15 protein-coding genes are annotated in these 13515 nt (G+C 69.6%); 12 read left to right on the top strand and 3 right to left on the bottom strand.

Going from position 1 to position 13515, the window contains the following annotated elements; translation table 11 throughout:
* Window positions 1-433 precede the first annotated feature (433 nt).
* On the top strand, window positions 434-1897 hold the full coding sequence (locus V1460_RS31480; RefSeq protein ID WP_338676994.1) for an amino acid permease: 1464 nt from the start codon (window positions 434-436) through the stop codon (window positions 1895-1897).
* A gap of 168 nt (window positions 1898-2065) precedes the next feature.
* On the opposite strand, the gene V1460_RS31475 is transcribed toward V1460_RS31480, so the two are convergent.
* A complete protein-coding gene (locus V1460_RS31475) occupies window positions 2066-2770 on the bottom strand; it encodes a DUF2993 domain-containing protein (RefSeq protein ID WP_338676993.1) in 705 nt (234 codons plus the stop codon).
* The gene (locus V1460_RS31470; RefSeq protein WP_338676992.1) at window positions 2767-5124 is read right to left on the bottom strand and encodes an MMPL family transporter; all 2358 of its coding nucleotides are present in this window, start codon (window positions 5122-5124) and stop codon (window positions 2767-2769) included. Before V1460_RS31470 ends, V1460_RS31475 begins: the two co-directional genes overlap by 4 nt.
* Before the next feature lie 178 nt (window positions 5125-5302).
* Between V1460_RS31470 and V1460_RS31465 the strand changes: the two genes are divergently transcribed.
* From V1460_RS31465 to V1460_RS31445, 5 genes are all read left to right on the top strand, one after another.
* Complete coding sequence (locus V1460_RS31465; protein ID WP_338676991.1) at window positions 5303-6049, top strand: TetR/AcrR family transcriptional regulator; 747 nt, start codon at window positions 5303-5305, stop codon at window positions 6047-6049.
* A 58-nt stretch (window positions 6050-6107) separates the two neighbouring features.
* On the top strand, window positions 6108-6530 hold the full coding sequence (locus V1460_RS31460) for a M67 family metallopeptidase (RefSeq protein WP_338676990.1): 423 nt from the start codon (window positions 6108-6110) through the stop codon (window positions 6528-6530).
* A 180-nt stretch (window positions 6531-6710) separates the two neighbouring features.
* Window positions 6711-6836, top strand: a complete 126-nt coding sequence (locus V1460_RS31455) for a putative leader peptide (RefSeq protein WP_338676989.1) — start codon at window positions 6711-6713, stop codon at window positions 6834-6836.
* Window positions 6837-6978: 142 nt separating this feature from the next.
* Window positions 6979-7257, top strand: a complete 279-nt coding sequence (locus V1460_RS31450) for a MoaD/ThiS family protein (protein ID WP_338676988.1) — start codon at window positions 6979-6981, stop codon at window positions 7255-7257.
* Between the two features lie 15 nt (window positions 7258-7272).
* Complete coding sequence (locus tag V1460_RS31445; RefSeq protein WP_338676987.1) at window positions 7273-8223, top strand: cysteine synthase; 951 nt, start codon at window positions 7273-7275, stop codon at window positions 8221-8223.
* A gap of 40 nt (window positions 8224-8263) precedes the next feature.
* Here V1460_RS31445 and V1460_RS31440 read toward each other — a convergent pair whose 3' ends face one another.
* Window positions 8264-8803, bottom strand: a complete 540-nt coding sequence (locus tag V1460_RS31440; protein WP_338676986.1) for a type II toxin-antitoxin system PemK/MazF family toxin — start codon at window positions 8801-8803, stop codon at window positions 8264-8266.
* 255 nt (window positions 8804-9058) lie between these two features.
* On the opposite strand from V1460_RS31440, the gene V1460_RS31435 reads away from it, so the two are divergent.
* The 6 genes from V1460_RS31435 (at window position 9059) to V1460_RS31410 (ending at window position 13431) form a co-directional block, all read left to right on the top strand.
* Window positions 9059-9811, top strand: a complete 753-nt coding sequence (locus V1460_RS31435; protein ID WP_338676985.1) for an MBL fold metallo-hydrolase — start codon at window positions 9059-9061, stop codon at window positions 9809-9811.
* Between the two features lie 142 nt (window positions 9812-9953).
* Entirely contained in the window at window positions 9954-11528 is a 1575-nt protein-coding gene (locus tag V1460_RS31430) for an APC family permease (protein WP_338676984.1), read from the top strand.
* 1 nt (window position 11529) lies between these two features.
* A complete protein-coding gene (locus tag V1460_RS31425) occupies window positions 11530-11946 on the top strand; it encodes a universal stress protein (protein ID WP_338676983.1) in 417 nt (138 codons plus the stop codon).
* 24 nt (window positions 11947-11970) lie between these two features.
* Complete coding sequence (locus V1460_RS31420; protein ID WP_338676982.1) at window positions 11971-12204, top strand: PTS glucose/sucrose transporter subunit IIB; 234 nt, start codon at window positions 11971-11973, stop codon at window positions 12202-12204.
* Between the two features lie 17 nt (window positions 12205-12221).
* Entirely contained in the window at window positions 12222-12959 is a 738-nt protein-coding gene (rph, locus tag V1460_RS31415; RefSeq protein ID WP_338676981.1) for a ribonuclease PH, read from the top strand.
* Window positions 12960-13053: 94 nt separating this feature from the next.
* Complete coding sequence (locus V1460_RS31410; protein WP_338676980.1) at window positions 13054-13431, top strand: hypothetical protein; 378 nt, start codon at window positions 13054-13056, stop codon at window positions 13429-13431.
* The last annotated feature ends 84 nt before the right edge of the window (window positions 13432-13515 follow it).

The following is a 13515-nucleotide window of genomic DNA, read 5'->3' as shown; positions in this document are numbered from 1 at the left end:
CGACGCCGCACCCGTCATGTCGAGTCGCCCGCGGGCGGGGGCCTCGCGCCGCCGCGACGGCAGGCTCGCGGCTTGTGTCCTGTTTCGAGTGATCAGGTCGTGACCTGCGCGACTCCGCAGCGTTATCGTCCGTTCGCTCAGCGGACGCTCAAATCCGGATAACGATCGCGTTATTCGATCACCCGGGTTTATGGTTTCGCGTCTCTTGTGTCCGGTTCTTCTTGTGGCCTGCGCCACAATCACCCGCAGTGATGACCCCGCCGTGCGTGATAGATCTTCACGACCGCCCGTGCGCGCCACCCATGTGCCCGGGGGCGCTTCGACCGGCAGACCGCCGGCGGCACTCCAGTCATATCCAGGGGGATCAGGGCCTGATCCGCAGTCACGTCGTCATGCGGCGCAGCGGCTTCAGAATGGAGAAAGGCGCACCACCATGACCTCGTTGCAGGTCGACGAGCACGCCGGCACGGCCGGGGGGGCTCCGCAGGAAGGCTACGAGCGCGGGCTCGGCAGCAGGCAGGTCCAGATGATCGCCATCGGCGGCGCCATCGGCGTGGGCCTCTTCATGGGAGCCGGAGCCAACATCGAGAAGGCCGGCCCCAGCATCATCCTGATGTACGCCCTCGCCGGCGGGATCATCTTCTTCATCATGCGAGCGCTCGGCGAGCTGCTCCTCTACCGGCCTGTCTCCGGATCCTTCGCGGAGTACGCCCGTGAGTTCCTCGGCCCGTTCTTCGGGTATGTCACCGGCTGGACCTACTGGCTGATGTGGGTCGTCACCGGTATGGCCGAGCTGACCGCAGCCGCCATCTACGTGCACTACTGGTTCCCGAGCATTCCCCAATGGGTCAGCGCCCTGGCCTTCCTCGTGGTGCTCTTCGGCGTCAACCTGATCTCGGTGAAGATCTTCGGTGAGGTCGAGTTCTGGTTCTCGATGGTCAAGGTCACCGCGATCATCGGCATGATAGTGATCGGTCTCGGCGTGCTCACCCTGGGCTTCTCCGACGCCGGTGACACCGCAGCCGTCTCCAACCTCTGGTCCCACGACGGCATCTTCCCGAACGGCATCGGCTCCAGCCTGATGACCCTTCAGGGGGTCATGTTCGCCTATCTCGCCGTCGAACTGGTCGGCGTCACCGCGGGCGAGTCGGAGAACCCGGAGAAGACCCTGCCCAAGGCGATCAACACGCTGCCCTGGCGCATCATCGTCTTCTATGTCGGCGCGCTGCTCGTGATCCTCTCCGTCGTCAAGTGGACCGAGTTCCACGCCGGTGAGAGCCCGTTCGTGCACGCTTTCGACAAGATCGGGATTCCGCTCGCCGCCGGTATCGTCAACTTCGTGGTGCTGACCGCGGCGCTGTCGTCCTGCAACTCCGGTATGTACTCCACCGGCCGTATGCTGCGCGGCCTGGCGTCCAACGGCGAGGCCCCGCAGTCCTTCGGGAAGCTCAACTCCCGCAAGACCCCTGCCGTCGGCATCACCATCTCCGTGGCCCTCATGGGTCTCGGTGTGGTCCTGAACTACCTGGTCCCGGAGAAGGCGTTCGGCTACGTCGTCTCGGTGGCCACCGCGGCCGGTATCTGGACCTGGCTGATGATCCTCATCAGCCACATCCGCTACCGGCGCGCGGTCAAGCAGGGCAGGCTGCCCGCCTCCTCGTTCCCGGCCCCCGGCGGCTCGGTCGGAAGCTGGATCGCGCTGCTCTTCCTACTCGGTGTCACCGTCATGATCGCGCTCGACAAGGACGGCCTGATCTCCCTGATCGTGGGTGCCGTCTGGGGCGTGGGTCTGGCGGTCGGCTGGGCGGTGCTCAGGAGCCGCAACCCGCAGCTCGGCGAGCGTGGCCGCCCCGCATCGGCGGACGCCGTCCACGAACCGGTGGACGCCGCGAAGTAGAGCTTGCTCACAGGGCCCTCCTCATGGCGCGCCCACCCCATGGATCGCTCCCCGCAGCGGCCATCGGGTCATGCCGGATACACCCCACCGGCATGACCCGGTGCGTATTCCGCCCAGCGCCCCGGCACCTGCACCCCGGTGCCGGGGCGCAGATGCCGGGGCGCCCGGTCAGGCCAGCGGTACGTTCTTCGCGCCGGCGTACAGCACCACTCCGTCGTCGGTGACCGCGACCCGGGTCGGCACCAGGCCCACGGGCAGCTCCGGAACGGTGCGTTCGCGGTCCTTGAACGCCTCGGTGATCCGCGGCGACGACGGGTCGATCCGGCTGCCGGCGAACGACGCGGCGACCGGCACCATGCTGATGGTCCGCCCTGACAGCCGTAGCTCGGCGTGGATCGTCAGCGGCATTCCGAAGATCTGCCGGTCGATACGCAGCCGCCCGTCCTCCGCGGAAAGCGACGTACCGTCGCCCAGCCCCTCGCTCAGCGAGTCCAGCGGCACGGTGAACCGGGCGTCCGCGCTCGCGGCCGTATAGCCGCCCTTCCCGCTCTCGCTGACCTCACGCAGCTCCAGCGACGCCTGCACGGGCTGCCCGTCTCCGGTGACGGCATCGGCCCGCACCGCCACCTTCGGGAAGGTGCCCTCGGCGCTGCTCAGCAGGAACGGGAAGGCATCGATGCTCACCTCGGGGCTGCCGACCACGGACTTCTGCTGCCCCGCGATCCGGTCGGCGAGCCGCTCCTCGGCGGCCGACGCGGCCATCCGGTCGGCGACGGGCAGCGCGACGAGCGCCACGCTCAGCGTCGCCCCGGTCCACAGCAGCTTCCGACGCTTGAACGGGCGGGGAAGGCGCAGGTCACTCGGCCGCTTCACGAAGCACCCCCGGCGCTCGTGCCCTGGCCCGTGCCGGTGCCCGCCAGGTCCGCGCCGTCGCGCGCCTTGTCGGGCGGCCGGAGGCCCGGATCCGGTTCGCGGGCGTCGCCGGGTGCGTCCTCATGGCCGTCGTCCTCGATGGCCATGTGCGGCAGCAGCCGGTCCAGCCACCCGGGCAGCCACCAGTTGGCGCGGCCGAGCAGCACCATCGTGGACGGGACGAGCACCCCGCGTACCACGGTGGCGTCCAGCGCGACGGCCGTGGCCAGGCCGATTCCGAACATCTTCACCACGGCGTCGTCCGAGAGCAGGTAGCTCAGGAAGACACTGACCATGATCAGCGCGGCCGATGTGATGATCCGCCCCGTTCCGGCGAGACCGGCGATCACGGCCCGGCGGGTGTCCTTCTCCCGGAGGTATGCCGCGCGCACCGCGCTGAGCAGGAACACCTCGTAGTCCATGGACAGGCCGAACAGCACGGCGAACATCAGCAGCGGCACGTATCCGGGGATCGCCACCGCTCCTTCGAGGCCCATCAGCTCCGCGCCCCAGCCCCACTGGAACAGCGCGGTGAGCACGCCGTAGGACGCGGCGACCGAGACCACGTTCATCAGCGCGGCCTTCACCGCGATCACCGGGGAGCGGAAGGCGAAGAGCAGCAGCAGCGCGGCGACGGCGAGGACGAACCCCACCACCAGCGGCATCCGCTGGGCCAGGCGCTCGTTCATGTCGTCCTGCGCGGCCGTGAGGCCGCCCACATGGGTCGTTTGCCCGGTGCCTTCGGTGGCCGTGGGCAGCGTCTCGTCCCGCAGCCTGTGCACCAGGTCGGCGGTGGCCGGGTCGCTGGGGGCGGTGGTGGGGGTGACCTGCCAGCGTGCGTGCGTGGCACCCGGGTCCAGTTGCGCGGGGCCGACGGATGCGACTCCTTCGGTGGCCCGCAAGGCAGCGGTCAGGTCCGTGACCCGGCTGTCGTCCGGCCCGGAGGCTCGGGTGGGCAGAGTGGTCACCACCTGGAGGGGCCCGGTGGCGCCGGGACCGAAGGCGTCGCTGAGCCGGTCGTACGCGACGCGACTGGACGTCCCGGCCTTCTTGTCGCCCGCGTCGAGCTGACCGAACGTCAACTGCGCTGCGGGTATGGCCAGCACCCCGGTCAGCGCGAGCCCCGCGAGCAGGCAGCGCCACGGCCGGGCCGCCACGTACTCGGCGATACGGCCCCAGCCGCGTGGGCGCTCCACTTCCCCGACCGGCCCGGTGCCGGGCGGCTCCGTGCCCTCCTGTCCCGCCGTTCCGTCCGCGTCCGCGTTGGTCTTCGCGGCGTGCCGCCGCGCCTTCGGTGCCTTCGCCGCCTTCGGTGTGAGCTGCCGCCCGAGCAGTGAGAGGACCGCGGGCAGCAGGGTGAGCGTCACCGCCATGGCCACCAGCACGGCGATCCCCGGGGCGAGTGCCAGCGCCTGCAGCAGCGGCAGACCGCCCAGCGCCAACCCGGCCAGGGCGGCGATCACCGCGCACCCGGCGAAGGCCACGGCCTTGCCGGATCCGGCCGTGGTACGCGCCGCGGCGTCCTCCACACCGACGCCGGCGGCCCGCAGTTCGCGGAACCGGGTGAGGCAGAAGAGGGTGTAGTCGATGCCGACGCCGAGGCCGATCATCGCCGCGATGGTCGTGCCGGTGGACGGCATGTCCATCACATGGCCCAGCAGGCCGATCGCACACAGCGAGATGGCCAGGCCGATCGCCCCGTTGAGCAGCGGCACCCCGGCCGCGACCAGACTGCCGAAGCCGACGGCCAGGATGATGAACGCCGCCGAGAGGCCGATGATCTCGCTGTGTCCGGCGTTGCCCTTGTCCACAGCAGCGGCGAGATCGCCGCCCGCGGTCACCTCGATGCCCGCCTTCGTGGCGGCAGCGGCGGCGTCCGTGATGCTCCGGGTGGTCTCGGCGGTGATGTCCCGGCCGCTGACGTCGAGTTCCACGAAGAGCTGCCCGGTGTGCTTGTCGGCGCTGAGGGCACTGCGCCCCTTCGGGTCGAAAGGCGTGGTGACGGCGACGACATGATCCACGTCCCTGATGGCACGGGCCGACTCCTCGATGGCCTCGCGCTGTGCGGTGGCACTGAGCGCGGGGGAGCCGGGCGCCGTGTACAGCACGACGGGCTGGAGCCCGGACGCCGCGTCGGCGAACACATCGGCCGCGTCGCGGGCGGCCTGGCTGTCGCTGCCCGGGATGGTCACGGCCTCGGATGTGACCCGCCCGTACGCCCCCAGGGCGCCGGCCAAGGCGAGGATCAACAGCAGCCAGGCGGCCACGGTCCGCTTGGGTCTGCGGGCGCACCAGCGCCCTACGGACAGGAGCATCAGGAAAGTCGTCCCTCTCGTGCGGCGTTGGACCTCGTGCGGAGGTTCCCGGGCGGGCCGTTCGAGACGGCCGTCCGGGAACCTCGGGCAAAGTCCTTGCACTCAGCGTGCAAGTTGCGTGCAGCCGTACGATTGCATCGCAAGTGCAATAATGTCAACGCAGGGATGGGAGGACCGAGTGGAGCAGGCGCTTCGGCAGACACCGGAAGGCGGCCGTCAGGGCGGACGTCCGGACGCGGATCGTGCCGGGAGCCCGGCATCCGGCGAGCGGGCCCAGGACGGCCGTACCGAGCGCGGACGGCAGACCCGCGAGAAGATCGCCGACGCGATGCTCGCCCTGCTCGACGAGGGGCACACGACGTTCCCCGCGGATCGGGTGGCCGAGCGTGCCGGGGTGTCCCGGCGCCTGGTGTTCCACCATTTCGCCGACATGGCCCAGCTCCAGGACACCGCCATCGGCCGCCGGATGGACCAGCTGGCCGCCCGGATCAGGCCGCTGCCGACGGAGGGGCCGCGCGGCGAGCGGGTGGCGGCGCTGGTCGAGCAGCGGGCACGCGTCCTCGAGTGGATCACTCCGGCACGGCTGACGATGATGCGCATGGAGCAGGTGTCCGAGCGGGTGCACGAGGTCACGCGGCAGATGACGGAGTTCGCCCGCAGGCGGCTGACCGAGGTGTTCGCCCAGGAGCTCGACACCCTGTCTGATGACCGCCGGGCGGATGTGGTCGACGGACTGGACGCGGTGACCTCGTGGGGCGCCTGGCACCACTGGCGCAGCGTCGGCCTGGAACCGGACGCAGCCCGCCGGGTGATGGAGACGACGGTGCGCGCCCTGCTCGCCGAGACGGACCGCTCGGATCCCGGTGTCGTCCGTCCGGCCGGCGCCGCCCGGCAAGAGCCGGAGACCGACGGCAGCGGAGAATGATCTCACTCACTGGTCCCCGGATCTCAGATCCGGGGAACCTGCCCCTATTCTCGTCACCATGCTGACCATCACCCAGGCCCTGTACGACCAGATCGTGGCCCATGCCCGCGCGGACCACCCGGACGAGGCCTGCGGTGTGGTCGCGGGGCCGGTCGGCGAGGGGCGGCCCGAGCGCTTCATCCCGATGCTCAACGCGGCGCGCTCGCCCACCTTCTACGAGTTCGACTCGACGGACCTGCTCAAGCTGTACCGGGAGATGGACGACCGAGACGAGGAGCCGGCGATCATCTACCACTCCCACACGGCGACCGAGGCGTATCCGTCGCGCACCGACATCTCGTACGCCAACGAGCCCGGCGCCCACTACGTCCTGGTCTCCACGGCGGACGCCGACGGGGCCGGGCCGTTCCAGTTCCGGTCCTTCCGGATCATCGACGGGGCGATCACCGAAGAGGACGTCAAGGTCGTAGAGGCCTACTGAGGTCCTGTCGAGGCTCCCCGAGTTCCCTGCCGAGACCTGCCGGAGCCGATCGAGCAGGCTCGAAGCCGCGGACGCCACCGCCCACCCGCGGCAGCCGTGTTGTCCGCATGGCGAACGAAGTTCGTCCACTATGCGGAATCACATGACGGAGGCCCGATCGGGAATCGTTACGATGAGCGCATGGTTTCGAACGACGTGAGCGAGATGACGCCGGGCACCCCGCTGCTCGTGGCGCGGCTGCACGTCGACCTGTGCCGTCTAGCCAGCGCGATCTGTACCTGCCGTACGCATTTCCGCACGGCCTGACCAGAGGTTTTCGCGCTCGGCCCGAGCGGCCGAGCGTACGGTCCCGGCCTCGGCGGCCCCGCGCGGGGGCCGAACCGCGCGCCCCGCACCGCATGCACGCCCCCTGCACCATCCCATGCCCCTCCCGACAGGAGCCCGTTCCATGGCCATCGAGGTCCGCATTCCGACCATCCTCCGCACCTACACCGACGGCGCCAAGGCCGTCGAGGGCAGCGGGGCGACCCTCGCCGAGCTCTTCGCCGACCTCGACACCCGGCACAGCGGAATCCAGGAGCGCGTGGTGGACGGCGGTCAGCTGCGCCGCTTCGTGAACGTGTACCTCAACGACGAGGACGTGCGCTTCCTCGACGGAATCGACACCAAGCTGGCCGACGGCGACAGCGTGACCATCCTGCCGGCCGTCGCCGGCGGTATGGTCTGACGGGGCCGGTACCCGATGCGCTACGACTCCCCGCTCGCCGCTGTCGGCAACACGCCGCTGGTACGGCTGCCGCGGCTGTCCCCGTCGGATGACGTCCGCATCTGGGCCAAGCTGGAGGACCGCAACCCGACCGGCTCGGTCAAGGACCGCCCCGCGCTCCATATGATCGAGCAGGCGGAGAAGGACGGCCGGCTCACTCCCGGTTGCACCATCCTGGAGCCCACCAGCGGCAACACCGGGATCTCCCTCGCCATGGCCGCCAGGCTCAAGGGCTACCGCATCGTCTGTGTCATGCCGGAGAACACCAGCGAGGAGCGCCGCCAACTGCTCGCCATGTGGGGTGCCGAGATCATCTCCAGTCCGGCCGCGGGCGGTTCCAACACGGCGGTCCGCGTCGCCAAGGAACTGGCCGGGCAGCACCCGGACTGGGTGATGCTCTACCAGTACGGAAACCCGGCCAACGCGGGCGCGCACTACGCGACCACGGGCCCGGAGATCCTCGCCGACCTGCCGTCGATCACGCACTTCGTGGCGGGCCTCGGCACCACAGGGACCCTCATGGGCGTGGGCCGCTATCTGCGCGAGCACAAGCCGGACGTCAGGATCGTGGCCGCCGAACCGCGCTACGACGACCTTGTCTACGGCCTGCGCAACCTGGACGAGGGCTTCGTACCCGAGCTCTACGACGCTTCCGTGCTGACCAGCCGCTTCTCGGTCGGCTCGGCCGACGCAGTCACCCGCACCCGGGAACTGCTCCAGCAGGAGGGCATCTTCGCGGGCGTCTCCACCGGTGCCGCACTGCACGCCGCGATCGGCGTCGGGCGCAAGGCCGTGAAAGCGGGGGAGTCCGCGGACATCGTCTTCGTCGTCGCCGACGGAGGCTGGAAGTACCTCTCGACCGGTGTCTACACGGCACCGAGCACCGAGGCCGCGATCGAGGCGCTGCAAGGACAGCTCTGGGCCTGAGCCCTCGGGCTCGAAGCCCCGCCGAGTGGTGGTGCCGATGTCAGGCCGACATCCGGCGGACCTGGTCCCACAGGAGCGGGTCCATCACCCCCACCCTCCGCCGGAAGTCGCGGACACATACGTCCCGCACCTCGTCGGTCTCCAGGAAGCTCGGGCGCCCCTGGGCATCGCCCACCGCACCGGGCGGCAGCGGGATCACCCCCGGGCGGGCATCGTGGTACTTGCTGGTGATCTTGGCGACGCGGGCCGCGCCGCCGTGCACCCGGAGCACCAGGCAGGGGCGGTCCTTCGAGCCCGGGCCGTCCTCGTACGGCACGTCCGCCCACCAGATCTCGCCGGGCTGGGGCATCCGCCGGGTGCCGTCCCCGGCCCTGGTCTCCGTCCCGGTCCGGCGACCGGTCGGCGCCGAACGCCTCCCGGGCCTCCCCGTTTTCCCCGGCCTTCCGGGCCTGCCCGGTCCAGTCGTCCCACCGGTCCCGCCGGGCGGCCTGCGCCGCGCACCCGGCCGAGCCCGGGTCAGCCCCGCCGCCAGCGCGATCACCACCACCGCGCCGAGCGCGAGCCACCAGGACGTATCCATAGGGGAGACGGTACCGGCGCGCGCCCAGCGATGCCCGCCCCCCGCGCACGCCCCACGCTCATCGCCCTATCCGGTGACAGCACAGGTGAGTTCCCCCACAACGGGTAGCCGCGAAGGAGCGCAGGGCCCTTTCGCGCCTTACGCTCGTCGCACCGTACGACATCCCCGCGCCGCCCCCGCTGACCGCAGGCCCCCCACGGGCTGCCCGTAAGCCACCTGCCAACCTCGCCCGTCCGCCTCGGAGGTCCAAGCTCCATGAAGCTCACCGTCGTCGGCTGCTCGGGGTCGTTCCCGTCCGCGGAATCGGCCTGTTCGAGCTACCTGGTCGAGGCCGACGGCTTCCGGTTGCTCCTCGACATGGGCAACGGAGCTCTCGGAGAGCTGCAGCGCTACATCGGGCTCTACGATCTCGACGCGATCTTCCTCAGCCATCTGCACGCGGATCACTGCATCGACATGTGCGGGTACTTCGTCGCCCGCTACTACCGCCACGACGGAGGCCGCTGCGACGCCATCCCGGTGTACGCACCGGAGGGCGCCGAGCAGAGGCTCACCACCGCCTACGGGGACACCCCGTCGGACAAGTCCATGAGTGAGGTGTTCGACTTCCGCGTCCTCACGTCGGGTGCCTTCCGGATCGGCCCCTTCGCGGTGCGCACGGAGAAGGTCGCTCACCCGGTGGAGACCTTCGGCATCCGTCTCGAGCACGACGGCAGGTCGCTGACCTATTCGGGTGACACCGGAGTGTGCGAACCCCTCGTGGACCTCGCGGCCGGGACGGACCTCTTCCTCTGCGAGGCCGCCTTCACCCACGGCAAGGAGGACATCCCCGACCTCCATCTCAACGGGCTTGAGGCCGGTGCCCACGCCGCCCGTGCCGGAGTGGGCAGGCTCGTACTGACCCACATCCCGCCGTGGACGGACGCCGAGCGAAACCTGGCGGACGCCCGCGCCGTATACGAAGGCCCGTCCGAGCTGGCCGTCCCGGGCACGGTCTACGAACTCTGAGCCGCGAGCCGCATCGCGTGGCGAGTCCCACGGCCTGAGCGCGCGCCCTCGCGGAACGTCCGTATAAAATCACTCGCAGTTCATAAAACGGATAAAAGAGACAGACATCGCACTGGCACATCGTCCTGCTCTGCGAGGAAACATGGCCGATGACGTCGCGGACACCCGCCCACCGCCACCCAGCTCGCACACCAACAAAGACGCGCCGGGAGAGCTGAAGCACAACGCGATCGGATTCCTCGACGCGCTCGTCATCGGCATCAACTCCACCTCCCCCGCGTACTCCCTGGCCGCCGTCATCGGCGCGGTCGTCGCCATCGTCGGCCTCTACGCGCCCGGGGTCGTGCTGGCCTCCTTCGTACCGATGCTGCTCATCGCATCAGCCTTCTTCTACCTCAACCGTGCCGACCAGGACTGCGGCACCACCTTCTCCTGGGTGACCCGGGCCATGGGCCCCTGGACCGGCTGGTTCGGCGGCTGGGCGATCATGATGACCGGTGTACTGGTCGTCGGATCTCTCGCCGACGTCGCCGTCGGCTTCGGGCTCCTCACCCTCGGACTCGACAGCTGGGCACAGAACGAGGTCATCCGCCAAGCGCTCACCGTCGTGGTCATCCTCGTGATGACAGCCATCTGCGTGATCGGTACCGAGGCATCCGCCCACGTACAGAACGTGCTGATCCTCGCGCAGGTCGTCTCCCTGCTCCTCTTCGCCGCAGTCGCCATCTACCGCGTCTACTCCGGTTCCAGCCCGCTCGCCCCGGTCGACCCCGACATCGGATGGCTCAACCCGTTCGGTGCCGGCGGCGGATCGCTCACCGCCGGACTGCTGCTCGGCGTGTTCATGTACTGGGGCTGGGAGTCGGCGGTCAACCTCACCGAAGAGGTCAAGGACTCCGCCAGCGCACCCGGCCGCGCCGGGATCTGGTCGACGGTCATCCTGCTGGTGACCTACCTGTCCGTCACCATCGCCGTCGTCGCGTTCGCCGGCCCCGCCTACCTCACCGAGAACGCCTCCGAAGAGGAGTTCATCTTCGCCCTGCTGGCCGGAAAGGTGCTCGGCGGCTGGGACTGGATCGTGCTCCTCGCGGTCTGCACCTCCGCGCTCGCCTCCACCCAGACGACGATCATTCCGTCCTCCCGCACGGGCCTCTCCATGGCCAGGCGAGGCGCACTCCCCTCCGTCTTCGCACGCATCCACCCCCGGTTCCGCACCCCGCACGTGAGCACCTGGGCCGTCGCCGCCGTCGCCATCGTCTGGTACCTCGTCCTCAGCCGCATCAGCGAGAACGCCCTCTTCGACTCACTCACCGCGCTCTCCCTGCTGATCGCCTTCTACTACGCGCTCACCGGCATCGCCTGCGCCGTCTACTACCGGCGCCACCTCACCGAAAGCGCCCGCAACCTCCTCCTCATCGGAGTAGGCCCGGTCATCGGCGCCGTGCTGCTCATCTGGCTGCTCGTGGAATCCGTCATCGACATGGCGAACCCCGCGAACTCCTACAGCGGCGTCTCCTGGTTCGGCCTCGGTCCGCCACTCGTCATCGGAATCGGCATCGCGGCCGTGGGGGTGATCATCATGATCGCCCGCTGGGTCCGCGCACCGCGCTTCTGGCGCGAACGCTGCAGCGTCGCCGACCCCGCCGCGGTGCACAGTGCCAAACACCACGAACGCCAAGACCGGCACGGCGATGGCACACCAGGTGAGGAGCCCTGACATGCCGATCGTCCTGGGATACGACGAATCACCCGGAGCCGTACGCGCCCTGAGCGTCGCCATCGAGGTATCAGCGGCATTCGGCGAACCCCTCGTCCTGGTCTACGGCGCCGCGGCACCCGGAGCGATGGGCGAGGAGTACCAAGCCCACACCGAAGCCCTGCGCCAGACCGGCCGGATCGCCCTCGCCCACGCCGTCGACGCGGCCGAGACCGCAGGCGTCACGACCATCGTCGAAATGCTCGACGAGAGCCCCGCCCAAGCCCTCCTGGACGCCGCCGAACGCCACCAGGCACGCGTCATCGTCGTCGGCAGCTACGGCGAAGGCCCCCTGCGCGGCGCCCTGCTCGGCGCCGTCCCCCACAAACTCCTGCACCTCTCCAAAACCCCGGTGCTGTGCGTACCGGCCGCCGACTGAGTACGTACCCGCGAGGAGAAGCACATGGCCACCAAGGCCGAGAAGATCGTCGCCGGGCTCGGCGGCCTCGACAACATCGAGGAAGTCGAAGGCTGCATCACCCGCCTGCGCACCGAGGTCGGCAACCCGGACCTGGTGGACGAAGCCATGCTGAAAGCGGCCGGAGCCCACGGCGTCGTCAAAATGGGCACCGCGATCCAAGTCGTCATCGGCACCGAAGCCGACCCCATCGCCGCCGAAATCGAAGACATGATGTAAGCACTAGGCTCAACCCCATGTCTCGTATCGACGGCCGCACCCCCGACCAGCTCCGCCCCGTCACCATCGAACGCGGATGGAGCAAGCACGCCGAAGGCTCCGTGCTCATCGCCTTCGGCGACACCCGGGTCTTCTGCACCGCCTCGGTGACCGAAGGCGTGCCGCGCTGGCGCAAAGGCAGCGGCGAAGGTTGGGTCACCGCCGAGTACTCCATGCTGCCGCGCTCCACCAACACCCGCGGCGACCGCGAATCCGTACGCGGCAAGATCGGTGGCCGGACCCATGAGATCTCCCGCCTCATCGGCCGCTCCCTGCGCGCCGTCATCGACTACAAAGCCCTCGGCGAGAACACCGTCGTCCTCGACTGCGACGTACTCCAGGCCGACGGCGGCACCCGCACCGCCGCCATCACCGGCGCCTATGTCGCCCTCGCCGACGCCGTCAGCTGGGCCCAGGGCAAGAAACTCGTACGCTCCGGCAAGCAGCCCCTCACCGGCACCGTCGCCGCAGTCTCCGTCGGAATCGTCGACGGTACCCCCCTGCTCGACCTCTGCTACGAGGAAGACGTACGCGCCGAAACCGACATGAACGTCGTCTGCACCGGGGACGGCCGCTTCGTTGAAGTCCAAGGCACCGCCGAAGCCGAGCCCTTCGATCGCAAGGAACTCAACGCCCTGCTGGACCTGGCCACCGGCGGCTGCGCCGATCTCGCCGCGCTCCAGACCGAGGCACTGGCCCGCACCATCCAAAGGTAAAGCGCAACCAAAAACGCCTCCAGCGGCGTCATCAACCACACGGGCGTACGGGCCGAACCGCACGCCCGTCCACATCTGGGGAGGACCACGTTCCATGCGCAGCCGCCGAATCGCACTCGCCGTCGTCACCGCCGTCGCACTCACCGGAGCCGTCGGATGCAGTGCGGTCGACAAAGCGTTCGACTGTGTGAAGACCGCCGACGCGATAGCCACCAGCGTCGACAACCTCTCCCAGGCGGTGTCCAACGCGAGCAACGACCCCACCCAGCTGACCGAAGCCCTCGACGACATCGACAAGGAACTGGGCAACCTCAAGGACACGACCGACAACGCCGACCTCGCCAAGGCGGTCGACGGCCTCACCACGGGCGTGGACAAGGTCCGCACCGCCGTCGAAGGCGGCGACACCACCCCTGACATCCAGCCCATCACCGACGCCGCCGCCGAGATCGGCAAGGTCTGCTCTCCCTGAGCGGCCCGGGACGCCGGGACCCGCCGGGCCGCTGGGCCCCGGTGAACCCCCGTGATACCGGCAGCGGCCTTCGGGATACTGGGC

Origin of the sequence: Streptomyces sp. SCSIO 30461 (genome assembly GCF_037023745.1) — a bacterium.
In the GTDB taxonomy this organism is placed as follows: Bacteria; Actinomycetota; Actinomycetes; order Streptomycetales; family Streptomycetaceae; genus Streptomyces.
Note: the sequence above shows the minus strand (reverse complement) of the source record. Positions and strands in the feature narration are given on the sequence as shown.